Below are 15,533 nucleotides of genomic sequence, written 5' to 3'. Positions count from 1 at the left end.
TCCCCTCACGGTGCATCATCGCTGAGTCCCCATGCTTGCACGGAAGCCGCAGCGGTGGGTAGGGCCGGCCCTACGCCGAGGCGGTCACGTGGCCCGCGGGCTCCTCATCCCCCGCGGTACGCTCAGGGGCCAGGCTGCTGTCGTCTTCGTAGTGTGTCGCGTTGGCGAGGTCGCGGCCTGCGATGTAGCCGAACGTCAGGGCCGGTCCGAGGTTGATGCCGCCGGCCGGGTAGTGGCCGCCCATGACGGATGCCTGGTCGTTTCCGGCGACGTAGAGGCCGGCAATGGGCCTCCCGGCGGTGTCCAGTACCCGGGCGCGCGAGTCGGCGGCGAGTCCCGCGAAGGTGCCGAAGGATCCCGGCACGATCTTGACCGCGTAGAACGGCCCCTTTTCGAGCGGCCGCAGCGACGGGTTGGGCGTGTTCTTCGGGTCCCCGCCGTAGCGGTTGAATTCGCTCGCGCCGCGGTCGAAGTCGGGGTCGAGGCCCTTGCGGGCGTTCTTGTTGAAGTCTGCGACGGTCTTGGCGAGGCTTTCCGGGTCGATGCCGCAGGCAACGGCGAGTTCCTCGATGGTCCGGCCTTTCTTGAGGTAGCCGGAGCGCAGGTAGGGGAAGCGCGGCACGGGAAGCGGCTTGGCCATGCCCAGCGGGAACTTGCGCACGAACGCGGCGTCGGCGATCTGCCAGGCTTCGACGGGTTCGCCGTCCGGGGTCGCGTTGAGCATTCCCTCGACGTAGTCGTAGTAGCCGTTGGCCTCGTTCACGAACCTGCGTCCGTCCGCCCGCACGCCGATACTGCCGGGTTTGGCGCGGTCCATGATGTGCGGGAACGTCCCGGTGCGTCCGTTGCGGTACGGGACCAGGGAGACCGGGCACCAGGCGGCCGGGGACTGCATGTCGGTGTCGAACCGGGCGCCCACGGCCTGGGCCATGGTGATGCCGTCGCCGGTGGTTTCCTTCGGCGCCAGCGTCCAGTGCTCGCGCCCGGTGGGGGTCTTGGGGAACAGCGCGGCGCGCCGGGTGGCGTCGTTCGGGAAGCCGCCGGCGGCCAGCACGACGCCGCGGGCGGCGTTGATCTGCAGCTCGCCTTCCGGTGAGCTCACCACAGCTCCGGTGACTGTGCCGGCAGCGTCAGTGATGAGGCGTTTCGCGGGGGTGGAGACGCGGATGTCCACGCCGAGGTCATCGGCGGATTTCATGAGCCGGCCGGTGAGCGCGGTGCCGTTGACCAGCTGCATGTTGCGCCGGTGGATCAGGAGATCCAGCAGGTGCAGGCCCACCCGCCAGCCGGCGTGGAAGAGTCCCTGGACGTTGCCCTGGGAGGCGGAGAGGAACTTGGTGAGGTCCGGGCCGGCCATGATGCCCATGCCCAGGAAGGAGGTCTCGTAGAGCTGGTGGCGCATCTTGGCGCGCAGCTCGGGCCTGATCCGCCGGGCGTTGAACGGCTTGGGCCCCACCGAGCGGTGCCCGGTGCCGGCACCGGGCGTGCTGCCGTAGATGTCCTTGATTTTGGCGCCGGGGACAAACTGCAGGCTGGTCTTGTCGTGGAAGAAGCCGACCATGTGCGGGACTGCCTCAAGGAACGCGTCCACCTTGTCGTCGCGGTAGTTCCCGCCCAGCCGGTGGCGCAGGTAGGTGCGGAAGAGTTCGCGGTCCTCGTTGACGCCGTCGGCCTTGGCCAGCGGGTTCCCCGGGGTCCAGGCCCAGCCGCCGGACCACGAGGTGGCGCCGCCGCAGACATCGGCCTTTTCAACAACAATGACTTTCAGCCCGTGGTAGGCGGCCGTGACCGCGGCGGACAGGCCGCCGGCTCCGGAGCCCACCACCAGGACGTCACAGTCCAGGCTGGTGCGGTCACGATCGGCGTTTAGGGGTGCAGGCATGGTGTTTCTCTTTCAGTGGAAGAAGGTGTCGGAGTCCAGGCGCGGGGGCGCCCCGGTGTCGAGTGCGTCGATCGCGTCGAGCTGGTCCTGGCTCAGGGCGAAGGTGAAGACGTCGAGGTTTTCGCGCTGACGGTCAAGGCTTGCGGACTTGGGCACGGCCACCCGGTCGTGTTGAACGTGCCAGCGCAGCACGATCTGGGCGGGGGTCTTGCCGAGGTCCCGGGCCGGGCCCGTCACGGCAGGGTGGCTGAGGAAGGCGCCGTTGCGGCCGAGCGGGCTGTAGGCGGCGGTCTGTATGCTGTGGTCCCGGTGGTAGGCAAGCTGCCGGGGCTGACCGTGTTCGGGGTCGATCTGCACCTGGTTCACCGGAACCTTCAGCCGGGCGGCTTGAACGAGCCGCAGGTGGGCCGGTTTGAAGTTGGACACGCCCCAGGCCCGGATGGAGCCCTCCTCCACCAGGCGTTGAAGTCCTTCGCAGGCCTCGACGAACCGACCTTGCGCCGGGTTGGGCCAGTGCACCAGGAAAAGGTCCAGATAGTCGGTCCGGAGGCGCTTCACGGCGTGGCCGAAGGCCTCGCGCACGCCGTCCCGGCTGTGCCATTCGGTGTTGAACTTGGTGGTGAGGAACAGCCGGCTGCGCTCGATCCCGCTGCGCCGGATCCCCTCCCCCACGGCGGCCTCATTGGCGTAGTTCTCGGCCGTGTCGATGTGCCGGTAGCCGCTGCCGATCGCCTGGGCCACGGCCGCCGCGGCATCCTCGCCGGTCAGGGGCCAGGTTCCCAGCCCGATGAGCGGGATGCGGACGCCGGGGGCCAGTTCCGCCGTCGTGGTGTCGTCCCTGGTTTCAGTCATCGGGGCCCCGCCCCCTGGAGGATTTCCGCGTCCCGCAGGGTGCTGGCGGCCGCCAGCACCGTGTCGACGCCGGATTTGAGCCGGCGCGCCCAGCCAAGTTCGCCGAGTTCGGCTACGCGGCGGTCCGACGGCGTCTCCGCACTCAGCGGGAGGGACTCCGGGAGGGCGGCCACGGCGGCGGCGAGGTCGAAGTCGCCTTCGCCGGGCACCTCGCGTTCCGAGCGGGATTCGGTGACGAGATCCTCGCGGCTGGCCGGCCGCCGGGCCGGCCCGTCGCACAGCTGCAGCAGTGGCACCAGGTCTGCGTTGGCGCGCAGGTGCTCCCATTGCGCGGCTTCCCGGCCATCCCGGCCGTCCCGGCCGTTGACAGAGTTGACCAAGTTGACAGAGGTGAAGCCGTTGAACCGGTTGAAGTGCAGGGTGTCCACCACGATCCTGCAGCCGGCCTGCCGGGCAATGTCCGCGGCCTGGGCGATCGAGGCCACGGGCTGGTAGGAGATCGCTTCAAGGGTCGGGGTGATTCCGAAACCGCGGCCGTCGTCGGTCATCCGGGCCAGCGTGTGGACCAGCCGGGTACTGTCCGGATCGGCTCCCGCGACGGTCAGGGATTCCGCCCCCAGGGCCTGCCCGGCTTCCATCATCCGCAGCCAGGCGTCCCGCTGGTCGGTGCCGTCCAGCAGCAGGAATTCGATGTCACGGACACTCACGCCGGTGTCCCGCATCCGGGCCAGGGTTTCCCGCAACATCGGCGAGCCGGGCTGGAGGTCGTAGGGCCGTTCGGCGGCAGTCACGGGACGGACCCGGGCTCCGATGAAGTCGAAGCCTGCTGCAGCCGCGATGCCGAGCAGTTGCGGCGGGGCGGTGTTCAGGAGGGACAGTTGGGCGAGCCCCAATGGTCGCCGGGTGCCGTGGGTCATGATGCTGCTCCGTTCAGGCTCATCGTGTTGTTCTCAGTAGTGTTCTCGGTAGGGCTCTCAGTGGTGCCGGGGGTCAGGAGCGCGGCGATGCGCTGGGCTGCGTCGTAACCGCTTTTGACGGCGTTGGAGGCGATCGCGGGCGTCTGGTCCACGACGGTCCCGGCCAGGGTCACCGGCACTCCGGCGGTGCCGGTCAGTCGCGCGTCCCGGACGTCGGCCGGGACCGAGCCGTCCAGCGGGACCACGGAGCGTGAGACCAGGACAGGTCCCGGAGCGGCCAGCCATTCGCCTCCGGCCGGAAGGCCCGGCCCGCTGATCCGGACCCGGGCGCCGTCGTACTCCTCAATGGCCGCGCCCAGGCGGATCCGCACCCGGGGGTTGGCGGTCAGCCGGGGCACGGCCAGGACCTTGGCGCGGCGGCCCGATTCCGGGGCGATGATTTCCTGCGGTCCCACCAGGAGCACCGCAGTCCCGCGGTCGGCAAGGGTGTCCGCAACGCTCATGGCGACGGAATCGGCGCCCCATATGGTCACGGCCTCCGGAGCGGCGGCGCTGCCGTCGAGGATGTCCGCGTGGGCGGCGAGCCACGCCCGGACGTCCAGGACGTTCGGGGAGTCGTCACCGGGGAATCCGGCGGCCGGCCGTAGCCCGCCGGTGGCGATCACGACGGCGTCTGCCGCGGTGTCACGCACCAGCTCGCCGAGGGCGTCGGTGTCCACGCGAGTGCCCGGACGGACGTCGATGCCGAGCCGCGCGTTCTCCTCCGCCGACCATTCGGCGAAGCGGTGGAAGTCCGGCGTGGATTTCATGCGTTCGGCCAGGGCGAACTGACCGCCGGGGCGGGCGGCGGCGTCGAGCACGGTCACGTGGGCGCCGGCTTCGGCGAGTTCGCGGGCGGCGGTCAGGCCGGCGGGCCCGGCACCGACCACCACAACGCGGGAGCCGTCGCGGACGGCGGGGGTGGGGACGGGGACGCGGGATCGGCCCACGGCCGGGTTGACCGTGCAGGTCACCTGGCCAAGTCCGAGGTTGTCGATGCAGACGTTGCAGGCAATGCAGGGCCGGTAGCGGTCGCCGCGCAGGACGCCGCCCACGAAGGCGGGGTCGGCGTGGATGGCGCGGGCCAGGCTGACGAAGTCGCAGGTCCCCTCGCGGAGGACCTCCTCGATGATCTCCGGGGAGTTCAGCCGGCCGGCCATGCCAAGTGGGAGCCCGAATGGGCGGTACGCCTTGGCGTAGTCGGCCAGGATGCCCGGCTTCCATTCGCCGGACTGCACGATCCATTCGCCGGCCTCGTAGCTGCCGGCGGAGATGTCCAGGAAGTCCAGGTGCTCCAGGTGGGCCTTGGCGATGATCCCGAGCTGCTGTTCGGCGCTGATTCCCTCGGCAGGACCCTCCACCACCGAGACGCGCAGGCCCACGATCGTGTCCGGGACAGCTGCCCGTACGGCGTCGATGACCAGGTTCATGAAGCGTTCGGGGGCGGCGAACTCGTCGGTGCGGTGGTTGGAAATCGGCGACATGAACTGGTGGATCAGGTAGCCGTGGGCTCCGTGGATGTTGATGACATCGAAGCCTGCCTGCACGGCCCGGCGGGCGGCCTGGGCGTAGGCGTCCGCGAGGTCATAGCACTCGGCGGCGGTGAGTTCCCGCGGAACCTCCCCGCCCGCCGTCGCGCACGGGACCGGCGACGGTGCCAGGTTCTTGAACCCGGAGACGGCGGCCTGCGCGGTACGGCCTCCGTGGTTGAGTTCGACGGCGGCGAGCGCACCCTCGGCGTGCAGGGCGTCGGTGAGCCGGCGCAGCCCGGGAATCACGGCATCCGTATGCAGGCCCAGCTGGTGGGTGCGGCCCTTGCCGTCGGCGCGGACGAAGGTGGCCTCCGTGGTGACCAGGCCGAGGCCGGCCTTGGCCCGGGTGACGAGGTAGTCAATGTACTGCTCTGTGATGGCGCCCTCGGTGGTGCCGTAGTTGCGCTCCATCGGGGCGGAGGCGAGGCGGTTGCGGAGGGTTTTCGGGGTGCGGCCGTTGCGGCCCAGCGTCAGGGGCTGGGCGCTCAGGGTTTGGGCGGCGCGGCGGGTGTTGTGTTCCATGACTGTTCCTTAGCCGGCGACGGGCGCCGGTGTTTGCTTGGTGGACGGTAGAGCGGCGAAGCGCACGGGTTGCCCGGACCGTGAGGACTCGTAGACGGCAAGGAGGATCCGCAGGGCTTTGGTGGCGTCGTGGCCGGTGATGGCGGGGTCCGTGCCGTCGCGGAGGGCCTGGACGAAGTCACGGACCTGGGTGGTGTGGTGCGGGATCAGTTGGCCGTTGATGGTGGCCAGGTCCACGTTCGGGTGGACGCCTTCCGGGTGGGCGGGCTCCGCGCTGATCGTCTCCGCCACGGCCCACAAGTCCACGCGGCCGTCGCTGCCTTCCGGAAATTCGGTGAGGGAGGCGGAGGCGCCCGTCTCCCCCGTGACGCGCAGCTGCACGCCCAGGCTCGGGGACACCGCCGTCGAGGCTTCCAGGGTGGCCATGGCCCCGGAGGTAAAAGTGATGACGGCGGCGGCCGAGTCTTCCACCTCGATGTGATGGCCGTGCTTGTAGGTGTTGATCCTGCCGTAGACCTCGGCGACGTCGCCCATGAACCACTGGAGGAGGTCGATGTAGTGGATGGCCTGGGTCATGAGGACTCCGCCGCCGTCGCTGGCCCAGGTCCCCCGCCAGGCGTCCCGGGAGTAGTACTCGGGGTCACGGTGCAGCATCACCGAGCACTGGCCCATGATGGGCCGGCCCAGCGTGCCGTCGTCGATCGCGGCGCGGATGCGCTGCGCCGCCGGCCAGAAGCGGCGCTGGAACAGGACGCCCAGCCTCACTTCCGCGGCATCGCAGGCGGCAACCATGCGCTCCGCGGAGGCCAGTTCGATGGCGATCGGCTTCTCGCAGAGCACGTGGACCCCGGCGGCGGCAGCCTGCAGCACGACGTCCTCGTGGGTGGGGTGCGGCGTGCAGACGGACACGAGGTCCAGGTCCAGGTCCAGCAGCTCGCCCACGGTGGCGACGGCCGCCGGAACACCCCAGGCGGCGGCGGTGGCCTGCGCCCGGTCCAGGTCGACGTCGCACACGCCCGCGATCTGCACGTTGTCGAGGGCACGGAAGGCCGCCAGGTGGTTGCGCGAAATGGCGCCGCAGCCGGCTATTCCAACGCGGAGCGTGCGGGGGGCCGGGGATGCTGAGGGGGTCATCGGAAGAGCCGTCTTTCTGATCCGGGGATCGTGGAGAAATGTGGTGGGCTAAGGTGCTAGCGCAGCTAGTACGTGGCGCGGCCCCCGGAGAGGTCGAACACGACTCCGGTGGTGTAGGAGGCCGCGGGCGAGACGATGAATTCGATGAGTGCAGCGGCTTCGGCGGGTGTGCCGAAACGGCCCATGGGGATCTTGGCGGCCTGTGCCGCCTGCTGTTCCGCCGGGACTTCCTGGAACAGCGGTGTCATGACGTTGCCGGGGGCCAGGGCATTGACGGTGACGCCGGTGAGGGCAAATTCCTTGGCCAGCGACTTCACGAGGCCCAGGATGCCGGCCTTGCTGGCGGAGTAGGCGGGCATGTTGATCACGCCCTCCTTGCCCGCCGTCGACGAAAGGTGCAGGAGCCGCCCGTAACCCGCCGCCGCCATGGCGGGCAGGACCGCCCGGGAGACGATGAAGGCCCCCGTGAGGTTGACCGTCAGGATCCGTTCGAATTCTTCGACCGTAGTGCCCAGTGCTGAGGCCACCGGCCCCAGGATGCCCGCGCAGTTCACGACGGCGTCGAGGCCGCCCATGGCCTGTACGGCCGAGGCAACGGCGGCACGAACGGACTCGGGGTCCGTCACGTCCAGCGGAAGTGATCCGGGGTCCTCGCCGGGCCAGCGGGCGGACGGGAGGTCAGCCCCGATGACGGCGGCGCCCGACGCCCTGAGACGTTCCGCCGTCGCCAGGCCGATGCCGCTCGCTGCGCCGATGACCAGGCAGCGTGACTCCGCGATGGTGCCGGGTATTGCAGTGCCGGGTGCCACGTCTGAACTCATGAGCGGGCCTCGGCCCGGAAGCTGGCCAGCATGCGTTCGGCGTCGGGCCGGATGCCGGTGAAGAGCTCAAAGGCGGCGACGGCCTGCCCGACCACCATGCGTCCGCCGTCGAGCACCGCGCAGCCGCGGTCCCGGGCGGCCCTGATCAGTTCAGTGTCGAGGGGCCGGTAGATGACGTCCGCGACCCAGAGCCCGGAATGGAGAAGTTCGGGATCCACCGGCAGGCCCGGATGGCCGCTCATGCCGATCGGCGTCGTATTCACGAGCCCGTCGGCTGTCCTGATGCTCGGGGCCACGGAGTCGGTGCGCGTGACGGACACCTCGCTGTCCGGAAAGTGCGGGGCGAGCCGTGCGGCGAGGCCCTCGGCCCTGGCCGTTTCGATGTCGGCGATGACCAGCTGCCGTGTGCCGGCGCGGAGGAGTCCATAGGCGACCGCTGCTCCCGCTCCGCCGGCGCCGATCTGGACCACCAGGTTGGTCGCGGCGGCGGGGAGGCCGGCCCGGAAGCCGCCGATGAAGCCGAGGTGGTCCGTGTTGTGGCCGACTGCTTTTCCACCGTGGAAGGTGATCGTGTTCACGGCGCCCAGGATGCGGGCGTCGGGTGAAAGATCATCCAGGCCATCCTGGACCAGCTGCTTGCTGGGGTGGGTGACGTTGAGTCCGTCGTAGCCGAAGTCGGCTGCGCTGCGGACCAGGGCGGCGGACCGCTCGGCGGGCTGGCCGACGGTGTCGAGGTCGATCACCCGGTAGGTGTAGGACAGGCCGAGCTGATCGGCCTCGGCCTCATGAAGGCGGGGCGTCAGCGATCCGCCGATGCCGGCGCCCAGCAGGCCGACGACGTGCCGGTGGGTCGGATCGGCAGCCCGGGGCTCAAACGCCCACGTGCTCTCCAGCGTCTGCAGGCTCATGCTGGGGCCTTTTCTGAAACAACTGCTTCTGCCACGACGGCCTGCGGCGTCCGGCGCTGCGTGCGCGACTTTTTTAGGCCCAGCAGCGCGGTGGGGGTCCGGTACGTCTCGGGACCGGTGAGGGTTGCGATCGCGGAGATGAGGCAGGCCACGGCGGCAAAGGTGGCCACAGGGATCCAGTTGCCTTTGTTGCCCCCAATCAGAAGTTCGGAGATCGCGGGAGCGAACCCGGCCAGGAGCAGGCCGAACATGAGGCTGATGGCCATGCCCGAGTAGCGGACCTTGACCGGGAACTGCTCCGGGAAGTAGGCGGGGTAAATGGCATTCGCGCCGGTGTAGGCGACACCGATGAGCAGGATTCCGGTCAGGAAGATCAGCGGAACGTTCGCTGCGGACAGGGCTGAGAAGAACACGTAGATCATCCCGATCTGCAGGACGAGCCCGGTAAGGAAGACCGGCTTGCGGCCGATGCGGTCCGAAAGAAGTCCGGCCAGGGGCCCCATGGCGACTGCGGTGACGTTGGCCACGGCGATCACCACGAGCATGAGTCCCTTGTCGATTCCCACCACCGATGTGGCATAGGAGAGCGCGAAGACGTTGATGATCGTATTGATGATGGTGAACAGTGACATCGCGGTGATGCGGAGCACGGTGACCCAGTGGTAGCGGAACAGGGTGACCAGGGGTACCTTGACCACTTCGTCGTTGTCTTTCACTTCTTCAAAGACCGGAGGCTCCTCGAGGAGACGCCGCAGCACGAAGGCGATGACGGTCACGATTGCGCTTGCGAGGAACGGGATGCGCCAGCCCCAGGCCAGGAGCTGCTCTTCCGGCATGGACGCCACGGGAATGAAGACCAGGGTGGAGAGCACGATGCCGAACATGATGCCGCTCATCGTCCAGCTCGTGTAGAAAGCGCGCTTCGTATCGGGGGCGTGCTCGAGGGTGAGTGAGCTCGAGCCGGGCGATTCGCCGCCGGCGGAGAGTCCCTGAAGCAGCCGAAGGGCCACGATCAGGACGGGTGCGGCCATGCCGATCTGGCTGTACGTGGGAAGGCAGCCGATCAGGAACGTTGAGGTGCCCATGAGCAGCAGGGTGAAGAGCAGCACGCGCTTCCGCCCGAACTTGTCTCCGAGGTGACCGCAGATCACGGCCCCGAGCGGGCGGGCGACGTAGGCGACGCCGACCGTTGCGAAGGACAGCAGCATCGACGACGGGCCGGGGGCAAAGAACAGCTTCCCGAAGATCAGCGCTGCCGCTGAGCCGAAGATGAAAAAGTCGTAATACTCCAGAGCGCTTCCAACAAACCCTGAGACCGCCGCGATTTTGGCGTTGTTCCGAGGCCGTGCTGACGCCGATGTCGACATTGACATGGTGTTCCCTTCGTGTGACCGGGAACCGTTGCTCCGCTGCCTCCTGAAGTGGGCGACGATGCGGATCGGTTCCGCCGCTGTGTGCGGCTCATCCACAAGTGTGATGCGTTGCACTGTGTAAGTCCACGACAGAAATGATCTATCACTAAGTGGATTTTGGTCTCAATTGCGGTCAGTCGAGCGGGTCCGGGAAGATCTCTTCGACGACGGCGAGGACTGCCGCCAGGACGGCGGAGTCATTTTCGGAGGACCAGGCGATGGCGTGGTTCATATAGTGCTGCGGGTCCTCCAGGGCCACGTACGTGGCGCCCGACGGGATGATGTTCGCTATTCCGCTGCTCATCAGCGTGACGCCGACGCCGGCCGCGACGAACGTCAGGACCATATACGGATCCGACAGCTCCTGTACGACGCGAGGCCGGAACCCCGCCGCCATGCATGAGGCCAGCAGCACCTCCGTCATCGAGGACGACCCGTCCATCGGCGGCGATATGAAGTCATCCCCGGCCAGGCTTTGCAGCGGGATGGACCTTTCGCCGGCCAGCGGGTGATCCAGCGGGAGCACAGCCCCGATTTCCTCGCGGGCAACCAGCCGGGCCGTGACCGAGGGGACCGGGGTTTCGGGAAAGCCGACGAAGGCCAGGTCAAGGGTGCCGTTTGCGACGCTCGCCAGGCCGTCCGCCGTGCGCACCCTGCTGGTGAGGTCCAGTTCGATGTCGGGATATCGACGCCGCAAGGCGCGCGTGAGCGGCGGAAGGGTCAAATGGTTCACCGCTCCGGAGAAACCGATCCGGATCTTCCCCCGGATGCCCGCGACCTCCGTTTGGGCGGCTTCGCGGGCCAGGCGCATTTCCTGCAGCACGCGGTAAGCCCGCGGCAGGAGGGCGTGGCCGGCGGGCGTCAGCGCCACGCTGCGGGTGTTGCGCTCAAAGAGCCGCGTCCCGAGGTCGGCCTCGAGCTTGCGGATCGTCTGGCTCAGCGGGGACTGCGAGGTGTGCAGGCGCACCGCCGCGCGGCCAAAGTGGAGCTCTTCGGCAACCGCCACGAACGCTTCAAGCCATCGGATTTCGGTCATTTCAGGCGCCCTACTCCTCGCCGCGGCGGCCCCTTGCGGACCCCTGTCCGGCTCTGGCCGGATGCGGATAATGCCATGAATCAACACAATAGTGCGGTTATTGAGCCCGGTTCAAGCCTGATCCTCCGTAGGAAAAAATTCATAAGCGGATTCACTGATTTATCTCATACAGCACTGTATGATTTAACCAGCAGACCGACAGCGCGGAGACGTCGCACCGCATACCTCAGTCCCTTCTTCCTGGAGTTTTTGCCATGCCGCTACGCCTCGTCCGCCGCACCAGCTCAGCCTCGGACCAGCCGCCCCGCCGGCGGCGGGGACGGCCCCTCCGGCTGGCAGGAGTCGCGGCGCTGAGCCTCGCCGGGCTGCTGCTCGCCTCCACCTCAACGAACCTCCTGGTGGAACAGGTCGAGAAGACCAACACGGTCGCCTACGGTCAGAAGGTCCACATCAACGAGGGAACCATCAACGTCACCCGGACCGGCGATGCCGGACCGACAATCGTACTGCTCAGCGGACTCGGAACCCCCGCCCCGGGCCTGGATTTCGCCCCGCTGATCCGGGAGCTGGGAGGCTACCAGGTCATTGCCGTTGAGGGGTTCGGCTACGGCTACAGCGACATGACAGCACGGCCCCGGACCATAGAAAACATCACCGAAGAACTTCACGAAGTGCTGTCCACACTCGGCGTCAGGGCGCCGTACACACTCATCGGGCACTCCATTGCCGGCTACTCCACCCTGTACTACGCCAACAAATATCCGCGCGAAGTGTCCGCGGTGATCGGCATCGACCCGACCGTCCCTGCGGGCAAATCATCCTCGACCGGAACTACGGCCCCCGCGGAGAGGGCCGCAGCGGACTACTCCTGGGCGCACATTCCTTCGACCCTGGGCGTGGTCCGCTGGGCCACAGCTCTGGGTTACGGGGAGCCCGGGGGTGACAGCTTTACGCCGGCCGAACGCGAACACATCCGCCAGATGACCAGCTGGAACTTCGGCAACCAGGCCGTCACGGACGAAACTCTCCGGATGGGCGAGAACGCCACGAAGCTCCGGGATGTCCGGTACCCCGGCAACCTCCCGGTGCTCGACTTCCTGTCCCGGGACACGATGCAACAGCAGCCGGACTGGTATGCCGCGCACGAACGCCAGCTGGCCAACGTCACGCACCACGAGCTGGTTGTCCTCGAGGGAGACCACTACCTGCACTGGACTCAGTCCAAAGCTATGGCGAAGACGATCACGGAGTTCCTGGGCCGAAGCGGCGTGAAGCAGGGCCCTTAGGGCGCCGGATCCGCCGGCGGGATCAGGAGGGCCCGGATGGTTGCCGGAAGGACCCTTGCTGCATCGTCTTCTGTGAGACGCCCTGCACGGATTTCCGCGGCTGCGCTGTGGAGGATCGAGTAGAAGCAGGCCCCCTGCCATGTGAGGGACTGATCGGTGCGGAAGGTTCCCTCACTCCTGCCTTTTTCAAGGACCGTGATCACCCGCGCGAGCGGCTTGTCATGGTGGGCTCTGATTTGCTCGGCCGAAAGGTACGGTTCGGCCGCCGCCAGGAGCGAGTTGAACTGATATAGGACTCGCCAGGATGACTGAACGAGGTCCCGGAGGCACTTCCACGTGTCCTGCTTGATGTCTACTGCGGCGAGTTCGGCCGCGGCACGGTCCATTGTCCGGGCGAAGACGGCACCGACCAGTTCCTCCCGGTCCGCGAAGTGTCCGTACAAGGTCACCCTGCCCACTCCTGCGACGCGCGCAATTTCAGACATGCTGGCCCCCGGATCATCGCTGAGGCAGGTCAGTGCCGCATCGATGATGGCGTCCTTGTTCCGGACGGCGTCCGCCCGCTTGGTCCGCTCTTTCTGCACCTCAGACACCCGGCCTACCCGCCCATCCGATTACTCAAACAATTATGTTCAGGTTACCAGCGGTGACCATCCGGTTCGGGTGAGGCGCCGGCCGGCGAACCGGACCTATGGTCAAAACATGGGACTACTACGGCACCGGCACGAACCCGCGGGCGAACGGTTTCAGATGCGCGAGAAACTTCTCTCGATCGGGGATGACTTCTGGATCGAAAACGACCAAGGCCAGCGCGCGTACAAGGTCAATGGCAAGGCGCTCCGCGTCCGGGACACGTTCGTCCTGGAGGACGCCTCGGGAAACGAGGTGGCCCGGATCCAGGAGCGCAAGCTCTCGCTCCGGGACAAGGTCGCCATCGAACGCGGCGGCGACACCGCCGCGACTGTCCACAAGGCGCTGATCGGGCTCCGCGATCGCTTCACCATCGATGTGAAGGACGGCGCCGATATGAAGGCGCACGGGAACATCGTCGACCACGAATACGAGATCGAACGCGACGGCCACACCGTCGCCACGATCTCCAAGAAGTGGTTCCGCGTGCGTGACTCCTACGGCGTCGACGTCGCCGCGGGCCAGGACGCCCCGCTCATCCTCGCGATCACGGTCGCCATCGAGTCGTTGACGACCCACTGACATGGTCCGTGGCGTTCAGGAAGCGCCCTCCCTGCTATGACCAGGCCCTAATCGTCTGCCCCGTTTCGGAACCGTAGACGCTGCGGACAAAGGCCGCGGCCGCCACGGCGCCGGGAACGGCAGCGAAACCGGGGAACACCGCCGCATAGGCATCAGCGGACTCCTCCAGCACCGTGGCGCTAACGGTATTCAACCGCAGGTGCGGCAGCTCCGCAGCGGCACTTTTCACGAAGGCGTCAAGGCCAATGTTGGCGATGGCGCTGGGCGATCCGCCCGGGAATGCATAATTTCCCACGATCCCGCTGGTCAGGGTGATGGATCCGCCGGGCCGGACATGGCCACGGGCCGCCAAGGTGATGCGGATCTGGCACAGCAGCTTGCCGTTGACGGTCGACGCGTAAGTATCCAGGGTCGCATCCGATGCTGATGCCCATTTGGCTCCCCCAATGGTGCTGACCACCGCGTCCACGGTCCCCACCCTGTCAAAGAGGGCCGCGACGCTGGCATCGTCCCGGCAATCGACGGGATGTTCGGTCGACGACCGTGACGCGCTGATAATGTCCGGCTGCCCTTCCCCGACCTTGTCGTGGTGTGCGGACAACGCCCGCACCACGTTTTGGCCGACGGTTCCGGTGGCGCCGATGACGAGGATTCGCATGAATGTGCCCTTCGTTGTTGAGAATGTGCAACCGGAACCCCCGGTTGACGGTCCTATCTGCGCATCTATCTGCGCATTTATCTCCGCAGGGGGTTGAACGCCGCTAGCTGGTGCGGCACGGCACCCGTCACGATGTGTTCGGCCAGTAGCTTGCCTGTTGCCGGTCCCAAAACCATCCCCCACATGCCGTGTCCGCCGGCCGCATAAATTCTGTCCGAGGCCAGGCGCCCAACAACGGGCAGACCGTCGGGTGTGATCGGGCGGGAGCCCACCCACTCGTCGCGACGAGACGGCCAGTCGATGCCCCGCAGCAGCGGACGAACGGCTCGCGCTACTGACTCAAGCCGGGCAGAATTCAGAGGCTCGTCCGGATCAAGGAACTCCATGGTTCCCGCGATCCGCAGCGCCCCCTGATAGGGCGTGCAGACAACCCGCTGTTCCGGAAAGTAGAGAGGTCCGGCCGGCAGGCAATCGCCGTCGACGGTGAACGAGTAGCCCCGGCCGGCCTGGACGCCGATTCTCAGCCCCCACCGAGTGGCCAGCCTGGGCAGCAAAGCGCCGGTGGCAAGGACGACGACGTCGGCCGTGAGCCGGTTGCCGTCGTCGGACGTCACGCTTGCCGACGACGGCCCGGCGTCAACGGAACATACGTTGGCGCCGTCCATGATCTGGCCGCCGCAGGCTTTAAAGGCCCGGGCAAGGTCCCAGACGAAGTCACCCGGATCAAGATAGCTCTGTCCGGATATCTCCAGGCCGTGCGCCACAGCGTCGGAGAACACCGCCGGACGGTTCCCGTCGGCCAGGGTGCTGACACCGATGCTCTGGCCCATGGCGTGGAGATGTTCCAGTTCCGTCCGGAACGCCGCGGCGGCCCTCGCGCTGCTGAAGCCTGCAACGTAGGGCGCCGCAATGACCGGTGAGGCAATGCCGTGCGCCTTGAGCTCGGCGAAGGACTCATCAACGGCCGTCGTGATGGGCTGGAGCGCTGACATGGTCTGCCGCCACGTCCGGGCGTTCATGTTCGCGGCGAATCGCAGGAGGAATTTCCACAGCTGCGGGTCGAAACGCAGCGGCACGTGCAGCGGGGCGTCCGGATCGGTCAGGCTTTGCAGGGCGTGCTTCCAGGCGCCCGGCTCAGCCAGGGGCATGACCAGGCCCGGGGTCACCCAGCCGGCGTTGCCCCAGCTCGCTCCGGCGGCCGACCCGACTTTGTCCACGACGGTGACGGATAACCCCCGTTGCTGCAGGTGCCAGGCCGTCGACAGTCCGACGATGCCGGCGCCGACGACTATGGCCGATTGCGGTGTGTTCATCTGGTTGCT

14 protein-coding genes are annotated in these 15,533 nt (G+C 67.6%); 2 read left to right on the top strand and 12 right to left on the bottom strand.

What is annotated here, in order from left to right:
* Positions 1 to 70: 70 nt before the first annotated feature.
* The 9 genes from ACVWYS_RS07425 to ACVWYS_RS07385 all read right to left on the bottom strand — a co-directional run bounded on the left by ACVWYS_RS07425 (position 71) and on the right by ACVWYS_RS07385 (position 11,055).
* Positions 71 to 1,882, bottom strand: coding sequence for an FAD-dependent oxidoreductase (locus tag ACVWYS_RS07425; protein ID WP_456509573.1), 1,812 nt, complete (start codon positions 1,880 to 1,882; stop codon positions 71 to 73).
* Between the two features lie 12 nt (positions 1,883 to 1,894).
* Positions 1,895 to 2,734, bottom strand: coding sequence for an aldo/keto reductase (locus ACVWYS_RS07420; RefSeq protein ID WP_456509572.1), 840 nt, complete (start codon positions 2,732 to 2,734; stop codon positions 1,895 to 1,897).
* Positions 2,731 to 3,651: a sugar phosphate isomerase/epimerase family protein gene (locus ACVWYS_RS07415; RefSeq protein ID WP_456509571.1), complete on the bottom strand. Its 921-nt coding sequence runs from the start codon at positions 3,649 to 3,651 to the stop codon at positions 2,731 to 2,733. Before ACVWYS_RS07415 ends, ACVWYS_RS07420 begins: the two co-directional genes overlap by 4 nt.
* Positions 3,648 to 5,744, bottom strand: coding sequence for an FAD-dependent oxidoreductase (locus ACVWYS_RS07410; RefSeq protein WP_456509570.1), 2,097 nt, complete (start codon positions 5,742 to 5,744; stop codon positions 3,648 to 3,650). Before ACVWYS_RS07410 ends, ACVWYS_RS07415 begins: the two co-directional genes overlap by 4 nt.
* Positions 5,745 to 5,753: 9 nt before the next feature.
* Positions 5,754 to 6,878, bottom strand: coding sequence for a Gfo/Idh/MocA family protein (locus ACVWYS_RS07405; RefSeq protein WP_456509569.1), 1,125 nt, complete (start codon positions 6,876 to 6,878; stop codon positions 5,754 to 5,756).
* A gap of 65 nt (positions 6,879 to 6,943) precedes the next feature.
* The gene (locus tag ACVWYS_RS07400) at positions 6,944 to 7,699 is read right to left on the bottom strand and encodes an SDR family NAD(P)-dependent oxidoreductase (protein WP_237563555.1); all 756 of its coding nucleotides are present in this window, start codon (positions 7,697 to 7,699) and stop codon (positions 6,944 to 6,946) included.
* A complete protein-coding gene (locus tag ACVWYS_RS07395; protein WP_456509568.1) occupies positions 7,696 to 8,607 on the bottom strand; it encodes a shikimate dehydrogenase in 912 nt (303 codons plus the stop codon). The genes ACVWYS_RS07400 and ACVWYS_RS07395 overlap by 4 nt, the downstream gene beginning before the upstream one ends.
* Positions 8,604 to 9,980, bottom strand: a complete 1,377-nt coding sequence (locus ACVWYS_RS07390) for an MFS transporter (protein ID WP_456509567.1) — start codon at positions 9,978 to 9,980, stop codon at positions 8,604 to 8,606. The genes ACVWYS_RS07395 and ACVWYS_RS07390 overlap by 4 nt, the downstream gene beginning before the upstream one ends.
* A 172-nt stretch (positions 9,981 to 10,152) precedes the next feature.
* A complete protein-coding gene (locus ACVWYS_RS07385) occupies positions 10,153 to 11,055 on the bottom strand; it encodes a LysR family transcriptional regulator (protein ID WP_116768324.1) in 903 nt (300 codons plus the stop codon).
* 254 nt (positions 11,056 to 11,309) lie between these two features.
* On the opposite strand from ACVWYS_RS07385, the gene ACVWYS_RS07380 reads away from it, so the two are divergent.
* On the top strand, positions 11,310 to 12,341 hold the full coding sequence (locus ACVWYS_RS07380) for an alpha/beta fold hydrolase (protein ID WP_456509566.1): 1,032 nt from the start codon (positions 11,310 to 11,312) through the stop codon (positions 12,339 to 12,341).
* On the opposite strand, the gene ACVWYS_RS07375 is transcribed toward ACVWYS_RS07380, so the two are convergent.
* On the bottom strand, positions 12,338 to 12,934 hold the full coding sequence (locus ACVWYS_RS07375; RefSeq protein WP_456508863.1) for a TetR/AcrR family transcriptional regulator: 597 nt from the start codon (positions 12,932 to 12,934) through the stop codon (positions 12,338 to 12,340). The genes ACVWYS_RS07380 and ACVWYS_RS07375 overlap by 4 nt on opposite strands.
* 109 nt (positions 12,935 to 13,043) lie before the next feature.
* On the opposite strand from ACVWYS_RS07375, the gene ACVWYS_RS07370 reads away from it, so the two are divergent.
* Complete coding sequence (locus tag ACVWYS_RS07370) at positions 13,044 to 13,553, top strand: LURP-one-related/scramblase family protein (RefSeq protein WP_456508862.1); 510 nt, start codon at positions 13,044 to 13,046, stop codon at positions 13,551 to 13,553.
* Between the two features lie 34 nt (positions 13,554 to 13,587).
* Here the strand turns inward: ACVWYS_RS07370 and ACVWYS_RS07365 are convergent, their stop codons facing one another.
* Both ACVWYS_RS07365 and ACVWYS_RS07360 read right to left on the bottom strand, forming a co-directional pair.
* Positions 13,588 to 14,211 carry a short chain dehydrogenase gene (locus ACVWYS_RS07365; RefSeq protein ID WP_456508861.1) on the bottom strand — a complete coding sequence of 208 codons (624 nt, stop codon included), beginning with the start codon at positions 14,209 to 14,211 and terminating at the stop codon, positions 13,588 to 13,590.
* A 77-nt stretch (positions 14,212 to 14,288) separates the two neighbouring features.
* Positions 14,289 to 15,524, bottom strand: coding sequence for an NAD(P)/FAD-dependent oxidoreductase (locus ACVWYS_RS07360; RefSeq protein WP_456509565.1), 1,236 nt, complete (start codon positions 15,522 to 15,524; stop codon positions 14,289 to 14,291).
* Positions 15,525 to 15,533 lie beyond the last annotated feature (9 nt).

The organism is Arthrobacter sp. TE12231 (assembly GCF_054062895.1).
The sequence above is the reverse complement of the archived record's forward strand: the minus strand, read 5'-3'. Positions and strand labels throughout refer to the sequence as shown.